General features: G+C 66.6%; 14 protein-coding genes. 6 read left to right on the top strand and 8 right to left on the bottom strand.

Going from position 1 to position 14,579, the window contains the following annotated elements; translation table 11 throughout:
* Nucleotides 1-374 precede the first annotated feature (374 nt).
* Nucleotides 375-2,522 (bottom strand): GMC family oxidoreductase, encoded by a 2,148-nt coding sequence (locus tag ABUA28_RS01305; RefSeq protein WP_349902031.1) that lies wholly within the window; start codon nt 2,520-2,522, stop codon nt 375-377.
* Between the two features lie 267 nt (nt 2,523-2,789).
* On the opposite strand from ABUA28_RS01305, the gene ABUA28_RS01300 reads away from it, so the two are divergent.
* The 3 genes from ABUA28_RS01300 (at nt 2,790) to ABUA28_RS01290 (ending at nt 4,892) form a co-directional block, all read left to right on the top strand.
* Entirely contained in the window at nt 2,790-3,212 is a 423-nt protein-coding gene (locus ABUA28_RS01300; protein ID WP_349902030.1) for a hypothetical protein, read from the top strand.
* A 127-nt stretch (nt 3,213-3,339) separates the two neighbouring features.
* Nucleotides 3,340-3,579, top strand: a complete 240-nt coding sequence (locus tag ABUA28_RS01295) for a helix-turn-helix transcriptional regulator (RefSeq protein ID WP_349902028.1) — start codon at nt 3,340-3,342, stop codon at nt 3,577-3,579.
* Nucleotides 3,579-4,892, top strand: a complete 1,314-nt coding sequence (locus tag ABUA28_RS01290) for a type II toxin-antitoxin system HipA family toxin (protein ID WP_349902026.1) — start codon at nt 3,579-3,581, stop codon at nt 4,890-4,892. Before ABUA28_RS01295 ends, ABUA28_RS01290 begins: the two co-directional genes overlap by 1 nt.
* A 2-nt stretch (nt 4,893-4,894) precedes the next feature.
* Here ABUA28_RS01290 and ABUA28_RS01285 read toward each other — a convergent pair whose 3' ends face one another.
* The 4 genes from ABUA28_RS01285 to ABUA28_RS01270 all read right to left on the bottom strand — a co-directional run bounded on the left by ABUA28_RS01285 (nt 4,895) and on the right by ABUA28_RS01270 (nt 8,768).
* Complete coding sequence (locus ABUA28_RS01285; protein ID WP_349902025.1) at nt 4,895-6,157, bottom strand: NAD(P)-binding domain-containing protein; 1,263 nt, start codon at nt 6,155-6,157, stop codon at nt 4,895-4,897.
* A gap of 19 nt (nt 6,158-6,176) precedes the next feature.
* On the bottom strand, nt 6,177-6,740 hold the full coding sequence (locus ABUA28_RS01280; RefSeq protein ID WP_349902024.1) for an OsmC family protein: 564 nt from the start codon (nt 6,738-6,740) through the stop codon (nt 6,177-6,179).
* Between the two features lie 158 nt (nt 6,741-6,898).
* Nucleotides 6,899-7,798 carry a dihydrodipicolinate synthase family protein gene (locus ABUA28_RS01275; RefSeq protein ID WP_349902022.1) on the bottom strand — a complete coding sequence of 300 codons (900 nt, stop codon included), beginning with the start codon at nt 7,796-7,798 and terminating at the stop codon, nt 6,899-6,901.
* 88 nt (nt 7,799-7,886) lie between these two features.
* The gene (locus ABUA28_RS01270; protein WP_349902020.1) at nt 7,887-8,768 is read right to left on the bottom strand and encodes an SDR family oxidoreductase; all 882 of its coding nucleotides are present in this window, start codon (nt 8,766-8,768) and stop codon (nt 7,887-7,889) included.
* A gap of 86 nt (nt 8,769-8,854) precedes the next feature.
* Between ABUA28_RS01270 and ABUA28_RS01265 the strand changes: the two genes are divergently transcribed.
* Nucleotides 8,855-9,427 (top strand): TetR/AcrR family transcriptional regulator, encoded by a 573-nt coding sequence (locus ABUA28_RS01265; protein WP_349902018.1) that lies wholly within the window; start codon nt 8,855-8,857, stop codon nt 9,425-9,427.
* A gap of 24 nt (nt 9,428-9,451) precedes the next feature.
* On the opposite strand, the gene ABUA28_RS01260 is transcribed toward ABUA28_RS01265, so the two are convergent.
* Both ABUA28_RS01260 and ABUA28_RS01255 read right to left on the bottom strand, forming a co-directional pair.
* A complete protein-coding gene (locus tag ABUA28_RS01260) occupies nt 9,452-10,210 on the bottom strand; it encodes an SDR family oxidoreductase (protein ID WP_349902016.1) in 759 nt (252 codons plus the stop codon).
* Complete coding sequence (locus tag ABUA28_RS01255) at nt 10,207-11,229, bottom strand: zinc-dependent alcohol dehydrogenase (RefSeq protein ID WP_349902015.1); 1,023 nt, start codon at nt 11,227-11,229, stop codon at nt 10,207-10,209. Before ABUA28_RS01255 ends, ABUA28_RS01260 begins: the two co-directional genes overlap by 4 nt.
* 195 nt (nt 11,230-11,424) lie before the next feature.
* Here ABUA28_RS01255 and ABUA28_RS01250 point away from each other — a divergent pair, with 195 nt between their 5' ends.
* Both ABUA28_RS01250 and ABUA28_RS01245 read left to right on the top strand, forming a co-directional pair.
* The gene (locus tag ABUA28_RS01250) at nt 11,425-12,399 is read left to right on the top strand and encodes an aldo/keto reductase (protein ID WP_349902013.1); all 975 of its coding nucleotides are present in this window, start codon (nt 11,425-11,427) and stop codon (nt 12,397-12,399) included.
* 48 nt (nt 12,400-12,447) lie between these two features.
* Entirely contained in the window at nt 12,448-13,749 is a 1,302-nt protein-coding gene (locus ABUA28_RS01245; RefSeq protein WP_349902011.1) for an enolase C-terminal domain-like protein, read from the top strand.
* On the opposite strand, the gene ABUA28_RS01240 is transcribed toward ABUA28_RS01245, so the two are convergent.
* Nucleotides 13,746-14,501 carry a FadR/GntR family transcriptional regulator gene (locus tag ABUA28_RS01240; protein WP_349902010.1) on the bottom strand — a complete coding sequence of 252 codons (756 nt, stop codon included), beginning with the start codon at nt 14,499-14,501 and terminating at the stop codon, nt 13,746-13,748. The genes ABUA28_RS01245 and ABUA28_RS01240 overlap by 4 nt on opposite strands.
* Between the last annotated feature and the right edge of the window lie 78 nt (nt 14,502-14,579).

The following is a 14,579-nucleotide window of genomic DNA, read 5'->3' as shown; positions in this document are numbered from 1 at the left end:
GCGTCATGCCACGCGGAGAACCTGCAACCGTCGTGTGCCGCATCACCTGTGCCGAGTCGGCGGCAGTCGGCGGGTGGGTACCGGTAATGACGCTCTCCGCCTGGCGCGCGGACCCGCCCCGCTCTCGATGAGCAAGCCCGGCACCGAAGTCCACAGCTCCAGTCCACCATCTCGTCCCCGCTGGCGCATCGGGCCTACCTCCCAATCTGCCCGCAAATCCCGCTTCCGGACGAGTGGAACCTGCTGGTGAAATTATCGCAACAGAACCCTGTTCGGTGAAGGACTCGCGGCCGCGGTGGGAACCGCGCCGGTGGGGGCATTACTGGAACAGAGGAGAATTACGTCCACCTGAGAGCATTCCATCCGAGTAAATTTCACTCGCGCTCCGCCTGCCACTCCTCCGCGAGCTTCGTCGCGTTGCGGTAGGCCAGCGCGATGATCGTGAGCACGGGGTTCACGCCGCCGTTCGTGACGTGCACCGAGCCGTCTGCCATGAGCAAGTTCGGATGCCCCCACACGCGACCCCACTGGTCCGTGACTGAAACGGCCGGGTCATCACCCATTCGGCAGGTGCCTGCCTGGTGCTGGCCGCCGCTCGGGCCCTCCGGGCGGTCGTCCGCGTTCATCCGGAACACTCGTGCAGCGCCGCTGGCCTCGAGCCACTCCGCGGCACGGTCGGCGAGCATGGCCGCAGCCCTGCGATCCTCGGGGTGGATGTCCCCACTCAGCAGCGCCACGGGCATCCCGAAGCGGTCCAGCACATCCGGGTCCACCCGCACGCGCGCCTCCGGGTTCGGAATCTCCTGGATCGGCCCGAAGACCATCGCCATCCGCGACAGGTATTTGTGCATGCCCCGTACGCTGTCCGCCCCGAAACGGTCGATCACGCCGAGCGTCGAGAGCGTGTTCCACACGGTGAGCGGAGTCGGCACGAAGTCGTTCGCGATCATGCCACCGCCGATGATGCCGGGGACGTTGTGGCGGTAGTCCGTCGTCGAGATCGACGGGCCGGGCCCGAGGCCATCCTGCACGACATCGTCGAACAGGGCCACGGCACCCGCGTAGACGTGGGCCTGCAGGTTGCGGCCCACCTGGTCGTGCGTATTGCCCAGACCGTTCGGCTCCGCGGCGTGCGCGCTGTTGAGGAGCAGGCGAGCGCTCTCGATGGCGCCGGCCGCGACCACGATCCGATCCGCGAACACCTCGCGCCTGCGCGCGCCGCCATCGACCGAAGTCACGAGGCCCACGCCGATCGCGGCACCGGAGGCATCGCTCAGGATGCGCTCAGCGCTGACCCTGGTGAGTAAGGCGCAGCGACCGGTCGCCAGGGCGCGCGGCAGGGAGGTGTTGAACGAACCGTTCTTCGCCCCAGCGTGGCAGGCGTAACCGACGCAGAGGCCACAGCGCACACAGGCGGGCCGGCCGTTGTACGGCACTGAATTGATCGCGAGCGGCACGGGGCCCGTGCGGATGCCAAGGGTCGCCGCGCCTCGCTCCAACCGTGAGCCATCGAGCGTCTGTGTCTGCGGCGGCATCGGATAGTCGCGGGTGCGCGGCCCGGCGAAGCGATCGTGGCCCTGCTCGCCCGAGACCCCGAGCTCCCACTCCGCGCGGTCGTACCACGGCTCCAGCTCGTCGTAGGAGATCGGCCAGTCCGCGAGCGAACTGCCCGACGGAACCCCGTAGGTCGACGCCATCCGGAAGTCCTCTGGGCTGAACCGCCAGGTCTGGGCGCCGTAGACGCGCGTTCCGCCGCCGACGGTCATGGCGTTCGCGCTCCAGCGCGGGTCGGGCGGATAGACGACCGCCCTGCCCGCAGACGTCTCCACCACTCGCGGGTCGCCGACCGGATCCCCGCCCGTCTTCGTCGGGAGCCCCGAGATCGAACGCTCGCTGCGCAGCAGGTCGAGGGGGAGTTCCTCGGAGGAGAACGACTCTCCGCGTTCCACCAGCAGTACCGACATGCCCGCCTCCGTGAGCACCTGCGCGGCCGTGGCCCCGCCGGCGCCGGCGCCCACGATGATGGCGTCGTACCGCTCGGCGGTGTCGTCGAAGGTGACGGATGGCGTCGCAACCGCTTCCGGCATCGGCCAGCGCGCGCCGTCGGGCAACACCCGGAACCCCGTCGCGGCCCACCCAGCGGGCTCGGAGCCGTCCCTGCGCGGCGCGGCGTAATAGCCCTCGGCGCACAGCAGCGCGAGCAGGTCGATGGCCTCCGTGGGGTCATCCGACCACTCCGTGCGGGTGGTTCCGGCGGCAAGTGCGCGGAGCAACTCATCCTGAGCTTGCGGAGGCACCCTGTCGAACGGTGCGCCGTGAGCGGCGACCGCCTCTGCATCGATCGCGTCGATCGCGCGGGCGAGCGCGGGCATCCGCTCGGTTCGATCCGTCGCGAACTGGCTGGCGATGAACTCGACCGCGCCGAGCTGTGCCGTGGATGCCGTGGCTTCCTCCGGCACCATGCGCGCGACGATTGCCCCCAGCGTCGAATCGTGTGACCAATCGCCATCGACGGATCTCATGCAGGTACACCCCTTCGTGCGTGTCAGTGAGGGCGCGGCGATGCGGCTCAGCCGAGGTGAACGTGATGCTGCGCTGAGGCCCATCGTAACCGGGATGGCGTAGTCGATGTGGCAGCGCGTGCTTCCGGCGGAGTACCCCGTGCTCAGGCGCTACGACGCCGGGTGTAAATACCCAATTTTCGCTCGACACTGGCCGCGCAGTCCCAATACCGTCGGCGGTATCGCGCAGGGCGAGACTCGTCCTGGCACTCAGGAAGAGGGCTTGCCATGACCACCATCACACGCCAGTCCCGGCTGTCGAGTTCGGGCCGCACCGTCCTGCTCGTTGCCGGTGCCGTCGTCGCCGTCTGCATCAACTGGGGGCTCGCCTCCATCGCCGTCGCGAGTGGCGCGAAGGCGGACTTCTCACCGCTCACCATCTACGTCTTCGCGCCGTTCACCGTCATCATGTTCGTGCTCGCACACCTCGGCTGGCGGATCGTGCGGTCACTCACCGCACGTCCCGCTGCGGTATTGAAGGTGTTGGTGCCGGTGTTCACGGTGCTGTCGTTCGTCCCGGACAGCATCCTGCTCGCGACCGGATTCATCCCCGGCACGACCCTCATCGCCGTGGTCGCGCTCGCGACCATGCACCTCGTCGTCGTCGCGACCTCGGTGCTCGTCTCCCAGCGCGTCGCGCCCGTGCACTGACGGCAGGGGCTCGCACGAACCGTGCTGAACCCGCGTCATCTCGAGCACCTGACTGTGCTGTTTTTCGCACATGAATCTGATAGTGTGGAAATCCGCACATTGGCTCTCGGGTGAGGAAAATGTAACCATGCGCAGTGCACGCGTCACCAGTCCGGAAGCATTGGGTCGTATTCTTCGTGAAGCGCGGCTCTCCCACGGCCTTACGCAGGACGAGGTCGCAGAGCACATGGACGTCAACCGCCGCTATGTCATCGAGTTGGAAGGCGGGAAACCGACCCTGGCGCTCAAGCGACTGTTCAAATACATGAGGGCTACCGGGGTCGTCATGTACACCGAGATCACCGACGCCGCCCAGGCGCAGAGCTGATGGTTCAGCTCGCCGTCGAACTTTACGGGGTCGAAATCGGCGCGCTTCTCGGGGAGCGTGACGAGTTCAGCTTTATGCCGACCCCCGGAGCAATCGAACGCTTCGGTCTCGGCAGCACAGTGATGTCCATTGCTGTTCCCCTCTTCGAGCACGACTATCGCAAGAATGGGGCGCGAGAGAGGAACTTCTTCGAAGAACTGCTCAGCGAAGGCGCGGTGCGTACACAGCTCGCGGCAAACGCCAGACTGGACGCCAACAATACGGTGGCTCTCCTCGCGCGCTACGGTCGCGATGTTGCCGGCGCGCTCCAGATCTGGGACGCCGACGATCCTTCAGAGCCGCGCATACCAGAAATCCGCCCGGTCGCCGACCCGGAGATCGTCGCCATGTTCGACGATGTGCACACGAACCCGCTCGGCAATAAAGGACGCAGGCGGCTATCCTCCCTCGCCGGAGTGCAGGACAAGATCCTTCTCGCGTTCGTGAACGGGGAGTGGGCAGAGCCGCTTGACGGATACCCGTCCACCCATATCATCAAGCCGCAGTCGGGCCGTTACCGCTCTCTCATTTTCGACGAGGAGTTCGGGTCGCGCTTTGCTCGGGGAATGGGGCTCGCATCCTTTGACACTCGGATCCACGACTTCGCCGGCCGTAGCGCGCTCGTCGTCGAACGTTACGACCGTGATGGGCAAGGCGATCGAATCCACCAGGAGGACTTCAACCAGGTACTCGGCCATCGAGGCGACGGTAAGTATGAGCAGCAGCCAGGCGATGGCCGGTTGCGAGCCATTGCCGCTGTCCTGCGAGAACACGCAGCCGCGTCTGAGGTTCGAAAACTCGCGAAAATGCTGGTGATGTCGACCGCATTGGGAAACCTTGACATGCACGCGAAGAACATTTCGATTCTTCACCTCCCCGGTGGAGAGGTGCGGCTTGCCCCGCAATACGACGTTGTTCCTCAGCTACATCTGGGACTCGATCAGGAGGTGTCTCTCCTCGTGAATGGAAAGGCCGATTACTTCGACATCGATGGCAGCGACCTCCTCGCTGAAGTCGACTCCTGGGGGGTACGCGACGCTCGTCAGCACATTGCTGAAACTCTTGAGGAGACCATCGCGATCGCCGAGTCGACGCAGCCCCATCCAGGTGCCGACCCCTCTCTGGTTGGATCTATCACCCTCCATGCCGAGAGGCTTCTCGAGAGCCTTCCCATGACTTCACCGCGATCACGCAGACGAGCGTCAGCGAGAACGCCAGCTCGAGGGTCTTCATCGAGAACTGCGCCGGGCGGATGGGGCGGCCCGGTCGGATAGCTTTACGCGGACTGGCGCAGTTCCTCGACGGCGTTCTGCCCGGCGAGGTAGCCCTGCAGGTGCTCGGCGATGTCGTGGGTGTCACTCTCGGCGCCGTTGATGTAGGTGGAGCGGCGACGGCGCAGCAGACTCGTGCCGAGCAGGTACATCCCGGGCGCATCCGTCACGACGCCACCATCGTGCTTGATGCTCCCCTTGTACCCGAACACGGGAACGTCGAGCCAGGAGTAGTCCGGGCGGAATCCGGTGGCCCAGAAGACAGTGCCGATACCCGCCTCGGTTAGCTTGGTCTCGAGCGTCGGCAGCGGGTCGACCTTCGTCGGCTCGTAGCGCTCGGATGCGCCGATGCCATCCGCTCCGGCCGTCTCCGCCCACTCGTCGAAGCGATCGAGGAGCCTGCCGAGTTTGAAGTCGGCCAGCTGGCAGGCGTTCGCGAGCCCGCCGGAGAACTGGGCCACATCATCCTGAAGCCTGCCGAGGCGCCCGACGATCTTGATGCCCGCGTCGCGCAGCGTGTTGAGGTTGATCGTGCGGTGCTCCGGGGTGCCGATCAGCTGCGGGGACGGCACGTGACGGGTGCGAACGAGGTCGTCGAACTGGTCGAAGCTCTCGTCGAGAACGCCGGCGGCATCCATCCACCAGAAGATGTCTTTGCCGCGGTAGCTGCGCGGCATGCGCACGTGCTCACCGACCGAGATGGTCACCTGGCGGCCGCTGCGGGCGATCTCGTCCGCGAGCTGCACGCCCGTCGCCGAGGCGCCGATCACGAGCACTCCGCCATCGTCGAGGTCATCGGGCGAGCGGTAGTCGAGTGCGGTGAGCGAGCGGATGGATGGCGACAGCCCCGCGCCGACCGCCGGCACATTGCCGAGATTGCAGGCCCCGCTCGCGATCACGACGGTCTCGCAGCTCCAGGTTCCGCGGTCCGTCTCCACCTCATAGCCGTCGTCAGTGGCGCTCACCCGCGTGACGGTCGTGCCGGTCTGCACCGGTGCGGCGATCGTCGCCGCGTAGTCGCTGAGGAATGCGGCGACGCCCTTGGCCGAGAGATAACCGTCGGGGTCGTCGCCCGCGTACGGCTGCCCCGGGAGGCTGTTCTGCCAGTTCGGGGTCAGCAGCCGCAGGGAATCCCAGCGTTCCTTCGCCCAGGAGTGCGCCACCTCACCGCGCTCGAGCACGACATGATCGATCGAGCGTTCGGTGAGCCGACGGCTCATGGCGAGACCGGACTGGCCGGCCCCGATGACCACGGTGGTCGTTTTCATAGTGTGTTCAGGGCTGCTCTCAGCCGACCGTCACGTTGACGTTGGTGGGGTTCGCCAGAGCGTCGAACACCGCGGAGCGACGCTGCGACTGCGCCACGAGCGCGGCGATGTCCTCTGGGGAACCGTCTGCATCGATGTCGAAGTGAACACTGATCTCGTTGAAGCCGTTGCGCACATCCGGGTCTCCGCCGAGGATGCCGAGGATGTTGTGCTTGCCCTCAACGGTCGCCTTCACGGAGCGCAGCTGGATCTGGCGGTTCTGCGCCACGGCTGCGACGCCGGCGGTGAGGCATCCGGCGAGTGCGGCGAGCAGGGTCTCGACGGGCGTCGGACCGCGATCCTCCGAAGCGAAGACCTCGGGGTGGTCACCCTCGAGGATGAACGCCTTCTTGTGGGTCTGCTCGGCGCCGAGACCGCTGAAGTGCTCGATGGTCTGGCGGGAGTATGTGCCCTCGAGCCACTCCGAGGTGGCGCGCCAGACGAACTCTGCGCCTTCTGGCGTCTCGCGCAGTGCGTCGCGCGCCGACAGCAGCGCGTCGCTGTTGACTCCGTTGTTGACCGGGCTGGTGCTGGTGATAGTCATGGGTGCTCCCTCTGCGGACGATGTCGCGCCTGGCTGGCGATCTGTGCCATCCGGGTTCGCTCGAACGTGCGGTCGGGCTGCGACAGTGCAGAGACTAACCCCGCAGCCCGAATCGCGCCATTAAGATGACGCCAAGCTACGTTCGGATGCTTCGCCGGTCAGAGCGAGCCGAGGTCGCCGAGGCTCGAAATGGCTTCGATCACGGCCTCGCGATCGGCGCCGACGAGTTCGCGCACGGGGCGCGGCAGGTTCTGCGGGGGTATCAGACCGAGGTGCGCGGCGATCACAGACACGGTGCGGTAACTGCCGAAGCGCGGGAACAGCGACCAGATCGCATCCAGTGATGCGGTGATCCTGCGCGTCTCCTGAGCGTCGCCCGCGAGAGCCGCGCGCGTGATGGCGAGGTAGGGCTCCGGCAGGATGCCGCCGAGCACGCTGTACCAGCCGTCGCATCCGGCGAGAAGGCTCACGGGAGCGACGGTGTCGCCGCTGATCCCGATGGTCACGTGCTCTGGCAGGCGTTCGCGCAGGCGGGCCACCCTGTCCCGGGTCTTGGCGAGGTCGCGCGAGACGGGCGGGATTTTGATCGAGGCGATGCCGTCGAGCTGGGCGATGCGGGCGTGGAGGTCGTCGCTGAAGGTCACGTGCGTCGTGCCCGGGTTGTCGTAGACGACGATCGGGATGTCGGCGAACATCGCGACATCTGCGTACAGCCCGTAGACCTCGTCGTCGCTGAGCGCCTGGTAGGTGACGGCCGGAAGCAGCACGGCGGCCGCGCCACGGTCCTGGGCGTCGGCCACGTGGGCGAGCACCTGGCGGGTCGAGACAGCGCCCACCCCGACGATCACGGGCACGGAGCCCGCGTGCTCGACGGCGATCTCCAGGGCCCGAGCACGCTCATCCCGGGTCAGGTAGGCGTAGCTGCCGGTCGAGCCGAGCGCTCCGATCGAATCGACCTTCGCCGCAGCGAGCCGATCTATGAGCCTCGCGAACCCCACCCCGTCGACGCCGTTCTCGGTGATGGGAGTGAGCGGAAACGCGCTGAGGCCGGTGAACATAGGGGTCACACTAGCGCCCGGTCACGACTCGATCACTGCCTTGCGGACGTGTTGGCAGACACTGACAAAAGTGCGCTCGGGATGCCCGTTACGTCGGGTAGTCTCCCGCCTCGAGGTCGTCGAGCAGGCTCGGGTGCGATGGCGTCCAGCCGAAACGCTCACGTGTCAGGGCGCTCGAAGAGGGTTGGTCGGTCGCGAAGATCGGGCTGAGCGGCCCGAAACTGTCGTCGGCAACCCGGGCGATCGGCACGCCGAGCTTGCGCCCGATCACCTCCGCGAGGCTCAGCATCGTGTCGCCCTCGTCGGCCACCGCGTGCAGGATGGTTCCTCCATCGGCCTGCTCGAGCGCGAGGCGGAAGAGCGAGGCGGCATCGCGGCGGTGCACGGCGGGCCAGCGCTGGCTGCCGTCGCCGAGGTAGCCCGAGACTCCCGTGCGCCGTGCCGTTGCAATGAGCACTCCCGCGAAACCGTAACCCACGCCGCGCTCGTGCACGGACCGCGGCAGGCGCACGGCCGCGGATCTCACGCCCTTCGGGGCGAGATCGAGAACAGCCTGTGAATTGACTCCTCGACCGCCGACAGGGCCGTCTGTCGGGGTCGGGTCCTGCTCGGTCGATGGGCGACCGGCGACGCCGGGGGTGCCGGAGGCGACCACGAGCGGCTTGCCCGTGCCCACGAGCGCCGCACCCAGTGTTCGGAGCGCGAGGCCTTCTTCTGCGATCCCTTCCCTCAGTCTGCCGAAGTCATTGCTGAAGGCGAGGCTGATCACTCCGTCAGCCCGCTGGGCTGCTGCCGTGAGTACGTCGAGGTCTCCGAGGCCCCCGCGAAGAACTGTGGCGCCCGCGGCGGTGACACGCTGTGCTGAGGCATCCGAACGGGCGAGGCCCACGACATCGTGGCCCGCGGCCACGAGTTCGGACACGACCACAGCTCCGACGCCGCCGGATGCTCCTGTGACAAAAACGCGCATGGTGATGAAACTCCTTAGTGATGCGACTTTAGTCTCATCACTCTAGCACTGTTACGGGACAAGAGTCCCATCACTACAATGGAGCCATGCCTCGTTGGGAACCGGATGCGCGCCAGCGATTCGTCGGCTCTGCGTTGCACCTGTTCACAGAACAGGGCTACGACAACACGACCGTTGCCGAGATCGCCGAACGCGCTGGCCTGACCAAGAGCACGTTCTTTCGGCACTTCGCCGACAAGCGAGAGGTCCTGGCGGCGGGCCAGGAGACCCTGTCTCGGCTCCTCGCGGAGGGCATCGCGGCGGCAGCTGCGGATGCGACACCGCTGGGCGCAGTCGCCATCGGACTTCAGAACGCGGCAGGGGCGATGACCCCGTTCAACCGAGAGCTGGGCCCTCGGCTCGCCGCCGTCATCGCGACGAGCGCCGAGCTGCGGGAGCGAGAAGCGCTCAAGCGGGTGGGCATGGCCGAGGCCATGGCCGAGGCTCTGCGTGATCGCGGGGTCGAGGAGGCGCAGGCCATCGTGGCGGGCGAACTCGGCGTGCTCGCCTTCAAGGAATCCTTCTCCGCATGGATCGCGGAGGGCAACGAACGAGAACTGGGCGAGCTGGCGCGCGAGGCGCTCGATCGCTTGCGCATCGCTATCACCCAGCTCGGCTGATCGCCGGAGGCAATCGCTGGTGCGCTACCGCCCGAGCCAGCCGCCATCCACGGGCAGAGTGATGCCGGACACGTAATCGGATGCGGGCGACGCCAGGAATACGGTGGCCCCGGCGAGATCGCTCGCTTCGCCCCAGCGGCCAGCAGGGATGCGGGCGAGAATCGAGCGCGAGCGTTCCGGATCATCCTGGAGCGCCTGGGTGTTGTCGGTCGCAATGTAGCCGGGTGCGATCGCATTGACCGTGACGCCCTTGGAGACCCATTCGTTCGACAGTGCCTTCGTCAGTCCGGCGATGCCAGACTTCGCGGCCGTGTAGCCGGGCACGTTGATGCCGCCCTGGAAGCTGAGCAGGGACGCGGTGAAGATGATCTTGCCGTAGCCGCGCGCGATCATCGATGCCCCGATCGCCTGGGTGAGCACGAACTGGCTCGACAGGTTGACGGCGATGACCCTGTCCCAGAGCTCGATCGGGTGCTCGGCGGCGGGTGCGCGCTCGATCGTGCCAGCGTTGTTCACGAGGACGTCCACGTCGAGCCCGGCAAGTCGCTCGGCAAGAGCGGCGACGGCCTCGCGATCGGCGAAGTCGCAGGCCATTCCTGTGAAGCTGCGGCCGTGAGCGGTGACGGCATTCTCGATCGCGCTGCCCTCCGCTTCCATGGTCGCGCTGACGCCGATGATGTCCGCGCCAGCCGCCGCAAGGCCCTCGGCCATGGCGAAGCCGATTCCGCGCCGTGCGCCGGTGACCACGGCGAGGCGGCCGGTGAGGTCAAAAGAGGCGGTCATGCCTGCCCCTTCACGTCGACGAGAATCTTCATCGCCTGACCATTCTCCAGGTCGGCGAAGGCCGCCTGGGTCTGCGACAGGGGGACAATCTTCGTGATGAGCATGTCGGCGGGGATGACGCCGCGACTCAGGAGCTCGACGGCCTTCTCGAAGTCCGTGCGCTGGTACACGCGAGCACCGCGGATGGTGATCTCTCGCCAGAACACCCGCTGGAGGTTGATCTCCCGTGGAGTCGGATGAATCGCGACGACCACGAGGGTGCCTCGCACCTTCACGAGATCCGGGGCCGCCAGCACCGCTGCCGCAGCACCCGAGACCTCGAACACGACGTCTGCGCCCGCGCCGGCGGTCCACTCGTTCACCCAGGCGGCCTGGTCGACCTCGCGCGGGTCGAGCGTCTCGAACCCCAGCGCGGCGATCTGGGCGCGGCGATTGGGGTCCAGCTCGATGACAGCCACGGTCCCGCCGAACTCGCGGGCGACCGTTGCGATGAGAACGCCGATGGGACCGCCGCCGATCACGACCACATGGTCGCCCTCGCGCACCTCCCCACGTCGCACGTCGTGCACCGCGACTGCGGTCGGCTCTACGAGGGCCGCATGGTCTAGACCCAGGTCAGCGGGCAGGGCGACGAGGACGTCTGCGTCGACGTCCCACAGGGCCTGGAGCGATCCGGGGGAGTCGATGCCGATGAAGTTCAGGTTCTGGCAGATGTGCTGGTTTCCCGCGAGGCACGCGGGGCATGTGCCATCCCAGTCGAGCGGCATCACCGTGACGGGGTCGCCGACCGACCATCCCTCGACCCCTTCGCCGATGGCCGAGATCGTGCCGCTCATCTCGTGCCCGAAGACGAGCGGGGTCTCGACGCGAGCATCCATGTTGCCGTGGAGGATGTGGAGGTCTGTTCCGCAGAGTCCCGTATACGCGACCTCGATCTGTACTTGACCGGGGAGCGGCGCCGTGGGCGTTGCCTCTGAGATGTCGATGGAGTGGTTGCCCACGTAGCTGGCTGTCAACACTGACGTTCTCCTCAAATGATCGGATGAATATGCTGATCTTAGCAATGCACACTGGTGACACAACTACCGCCGCATACGTCAATGTTAGGCGTTGACGGGGTAGCTATCTACTGCAGTTTCGGGACGCAAGAACACAATTCACCCTGATACATCTAATGTTTACCCTATGATTGCAGAACGTCGAAGGGAGAGAAGATGTTGACACGTGCAGCGCGGCACGGGCTGGAGTTGACCGAGCTCGGCCTGGGAGTGGCGCAGTTCGGCAATCTCTTCCGCGAGACCAGCGACGAGGAAGCGGCGAGTGCCGTGGATTCTGCGTGGCGTTCGGGCATCCGCTATTTCGACACCGCTCCCCACTACGGTCTCGGGCTGTCGGAGCGCAGGCTCGGCGCACTCCTGCGCGACTACCCGCGCGACGAGTTCGTGGTCTCGAGCAAGGTTGGTCGGCTTCTCGTGCCGAGCGACAACGGCGCGGGCGCGATGGATGACGAGGGCTTTGCCGTGCCGGCGACGCAGAAGCGCGTGTGGGACTTCAGTCGCGACGGCATCCTGCAGTCCGTGGAGGACTCGCTCACCCGCACCGGCCTCGACCACTTCGACATCCTGTACCTGCACGATCCGGATGACCACCTCGAGCAGGCGGCGACCGAGGGCATCCGGGCGCTCATCGAGCTGCGCGAGCAGGGGATGGTGAAGGCCGTCGGTGCGGGCATGAAGCACACTACGCCCCTCGCCACGCTCATCCGTCGGGCGGACATCGACCTCGTCATGCTGGCCGGCCGCTACACCCTGCTCGAGCAGGGTGCGCTCAGTGACCTCCTTCCCCTCGCGGTGGAGAAGAACGTCAGAGTCGTCGTGGCCGGCGTCTACAACTCCGGCCTGCTCAGTTCTCCCCGCGTCTCGCCCGATGCCAAATACGAGTACGAGGATGCGCCAAAGGCCCTGGTCGACCGTGCCAACCTCATCGCATCCGTGTGCGAGCGTCACGGAGTCTCTCTCCCCGCGGCAGCCATCGCGTATCCACTGATGCACCCCGCGGTGGTCTCCGTTGTCGTGGGCTCGAGAAACGCCGCACAGGTCGACAGCAATGTGCAGCGGTACCGCGCACAGATCCCGCCGGAGCTGTGGGTCGACCTCGCGCAGGCACGGCTCATTCCCGAAACCACGTGACGACCCACATCCGCCCACTACCGACTCCTTCAGCCTGATAGGACGCTCATGCCAACAATTACTGCGGTGACCGCACACGACGTGCGGTTTCCCACCTCGTTGACTGCCGACGGATCAGACGCCATGAACAAAGATGGCGACTATTCTGCGGCCTACGTGGTCATCCACACGGATGATGAGGCGGTCAAGGGCTACGGGTTCACCTTCACGATCGGCCGCGGCAACGATCTCTGCGTCGAGGCAGCTCGCCAGCGCGGGTTACCCCTCGTGGGACTCTCGGTCGAGGAGTCCGTCGCGGACCTGGGTGCGGTCTACCGCTCGCTCAAGACGGACTCCCAACTGCGGTGGCTCGGGCCGGAGAAGGGCGTCGAGCACCTCGGGATGGCCGCGGTCATGAACGCGATGTGGGACCTGGCCGCCAGGGTCGCGGGCAAGCCGCTGTGGAAGCTGCTGAGCGACATGACGCCAGAGCAGCTCGTGGATGTCGCCGACCTGCAGTACCTCTCCGACGCGATCACGCGCGATGAGGCGATTGCCCTGCTGACCACGCAGGTGTCGTCGCGAAGCGAGCGCGAAGCCGCGCTCACGGAGTCGGGTTACCCCTGCTACACGACGAGTGCGGGCTGGCTCGGCTACAGCGATGAGAAACTGCGTCGCCTCCTGCAGGAGGCCGTGGACGAGGGCTACCACCACGTCAAGCTCAAGGTGGGAGCGAACCGCGAGGAGGACATCCGCCGCCTGGGGATAGCCCGTGAGGTGATCGGCTGGGACGCCAAGCTGATGATCGACGCGAACCAGGTGTGGGATGTCCCCCAGGCGATCGACTGGATCGGCGACCTCGCACGGTTCAAGCCGCACTGGGTCGAGGAGCCGACGAGCCCGGATGACGTGCTCGGCCACGCCGCGATCCGCACGGCGATCTCGCCCATCGCCGTCGCCACGGGCGAGCACGGAATGAACCGCGTGCTGTTCAAGCAGTTCTTCCAGGCCGAGGCGATCGACTTCTGCCAGTTGGACTCTGCGCGGCTGGCGAGCATCAACGAGATCCTCGCGGTGTACCTCATGGCGAAGAAGTTCGGGGTGCCCGTATGCCCGCACGCCGGCGGCGTCGGGCTCTGCGAGCTCGTGCAGCACCTGTCGATCTTCGACTACATCGCCGTCTCCGGCACGCTCGAGAACCGCGTCACCGAGTACGTGGACCACCTGCACGAGCACTTCGTGGACCCGTGCATCGTGAAGAACGGCGCGTACGTGCTGCCCAACCAGCCGGGGTACAGCGCCCAGATGGTCGCCGCCTCGGTGGAGGAGTACACATTCCCCGGCGGCACCTACTGGGCGTCCAGGGCCTAGGCGATGTCGTCGTCGGAGTCGTCCTGAAGGGAGTCTTCGACGACGAGCAGGTGGTGATCCATCAGCAGTCGCGCGCGGTCGGGCTGGTGCGCTTCGAGAGCGGCGAGAATCGCGAGGTGCTCGGAGTGCGCGTTGGTCACCTGCCGGTGATTGTGAAGCCCGAGCCACAGGCGCGCGCGCGACGTCCTGTTGCCGAGCGCGTCGATGAGCGCCGCAAGCGGGGAGTTGTTCGCGCCCTGGGCGATGATGTGGTGGAACGCGATGTCGGCGTCGAGGATGCGGCCGTGGTCATCCTCGTTGCCCGCAAGCACGAACGGCCCGATCTCGTGCAGCACGTCCCTGGCCTCGGCGAGCTGGTCATCCGTGATGTACAGGGCCGCGCGCGCCGCGGCCTCAGTCTCGAGCACGCGTCGCACCGAGTGCAGGTCGTGGCGGTGCTCGGCGGTCTGCAGGTCGACCATGAACCCCATCGGCGCGAGCAGCAGGCTCGAGTCGAGGGAGGTCACGTAGGTGCCATCGCCCTGCCTGGTCTCCAGAACGCCCATGATGCAGAGGGCACGGACACCCTCGCGCAGCGAACCGCGGGAGACTCCGAGGGAGACCGCAAGGTCTTTTTCGATCGGCAGCCGGGACCCTGGGCCGAGCGCGCCCGTCGTGATCATGTGTTTGATGCCCTGGAGCACGACGTCGGTCTGGGATTGGCCGACCGGGGGCTGCGAGGCAGCGGCGTCCTGCGGCAACGTCGAGGTCATGCGGCAATTCTAGGCCAGCGGGTGCGAAATAGGCCGCCGCGCGGGCTTAATAGATCAGACAAATATCAGCCGGGGTGC

This window comes from Parafrigoribacterium humi (assembly GCF_040227205.1).
GTDB lineage: Bacteria > Actinomycetota > Actinomycetes > Actinomycetales > Microbacteriaceae > Parafrigoribacterium_A > Parafrigoribacterium_A humi.
This window is presented reverse-complemented; position numbering and strand designations above follow the sequence as displayed.

Bases quoted from the DNA above. Each gene is read 5' to 3' on its own strand.
- ABUA28_RS01300 (WP_349902030.1), top strand. From the start codon at position 2,790: ATGACCACCATCACACGCCAGTCCCGGCTGTCGAGTTCGGGCCGCACC.
- ABUA28_RS01240 (WP_349902010.1), bottom strand. From the start codon at position 14,501: ATGACCTCGACGTTGCCGCAGGACGCCGCTGCCTCGCAGCCCCCGGTC.
- ABUA28_RS01285 (WP_349902025.1), bottom strand. From the start codon at position 6,157: ATGAAAACGACCACCGTGGTCATCGGGGCCGGCCAGTCCGGTCTCGCC.
- ABUA28_RS01250 (WP_349902013.1), top strand. From the start codon at position 11,425: ATGTTGACACGTGCAGCGCGGCACGGGCTGGAGTTGACCGAGCTCGGC.
- ABUA28_RS01305 (WP_349902031.1), bottom strand. From the start codon at position 2,522: ATGAGATCCGTCGATGGCGATTGGTCACACGATTCGACGCTGGGGGCA.
- ABUA28_RS01265 (WP_349902018.1), top strand. From the start codon at position 8,855: ATGCCTCGTTGGGAACCGGATGCGCGCCAGCGATTCGTCGGCTCTGCG.
- ABUA28_RS01275 (WP_349902022.1), bottom strand. From the start codon at position 7,798: ATGTTCACCGGCCTCAGCGCGTTTCCGCTCACTCCCATCACCGAGAAC.
- ABUA28_RS01280 (WP_349902024.1), bottom strand. From the start codon at position 6,740: ATGACTATCACCAGCACCAGCCCGGTCAACAACGGAGTCAACAGCGAC.
- ABUA28_RS01260 (WP_349902016.1), bottom strand. From the start codon at position 10,210: ATGACCGCCTCTTTTGACCTCACCGGCCGCCTCGCCGTGGTCACCGGC.
- ABUA28_RS01270 (WP_349902020.1), bottom strand. From the start codon at position 8,768: ATGCGCGTTTTTGTCACAGGAGCATCCGGCGGCGTCGGAGCTGTGGTC.
- ABUA28_RS01290 (WP_349902026.1), top strand. From the start codon at position 3,579: ATGGTTCAGCTCGCCGTCGAACTTTACGGGGTCGAAATCGGCGCGCTT.
- ABUA28_RS01245 (WP_349902011.1), top strand. From the start codon at position 12,448: ATGCCAACAATTACTGCGGTGACCGCACACGACGTGCGGTTTCCCACC.
- ABUA28_RS01295 (WP_349902028.1), top strand. From the start codon at position 3,340: ATGCGCAGTGCACGCGTCACCAGTCCGGAAGCATTGGGTCGTATTCTT.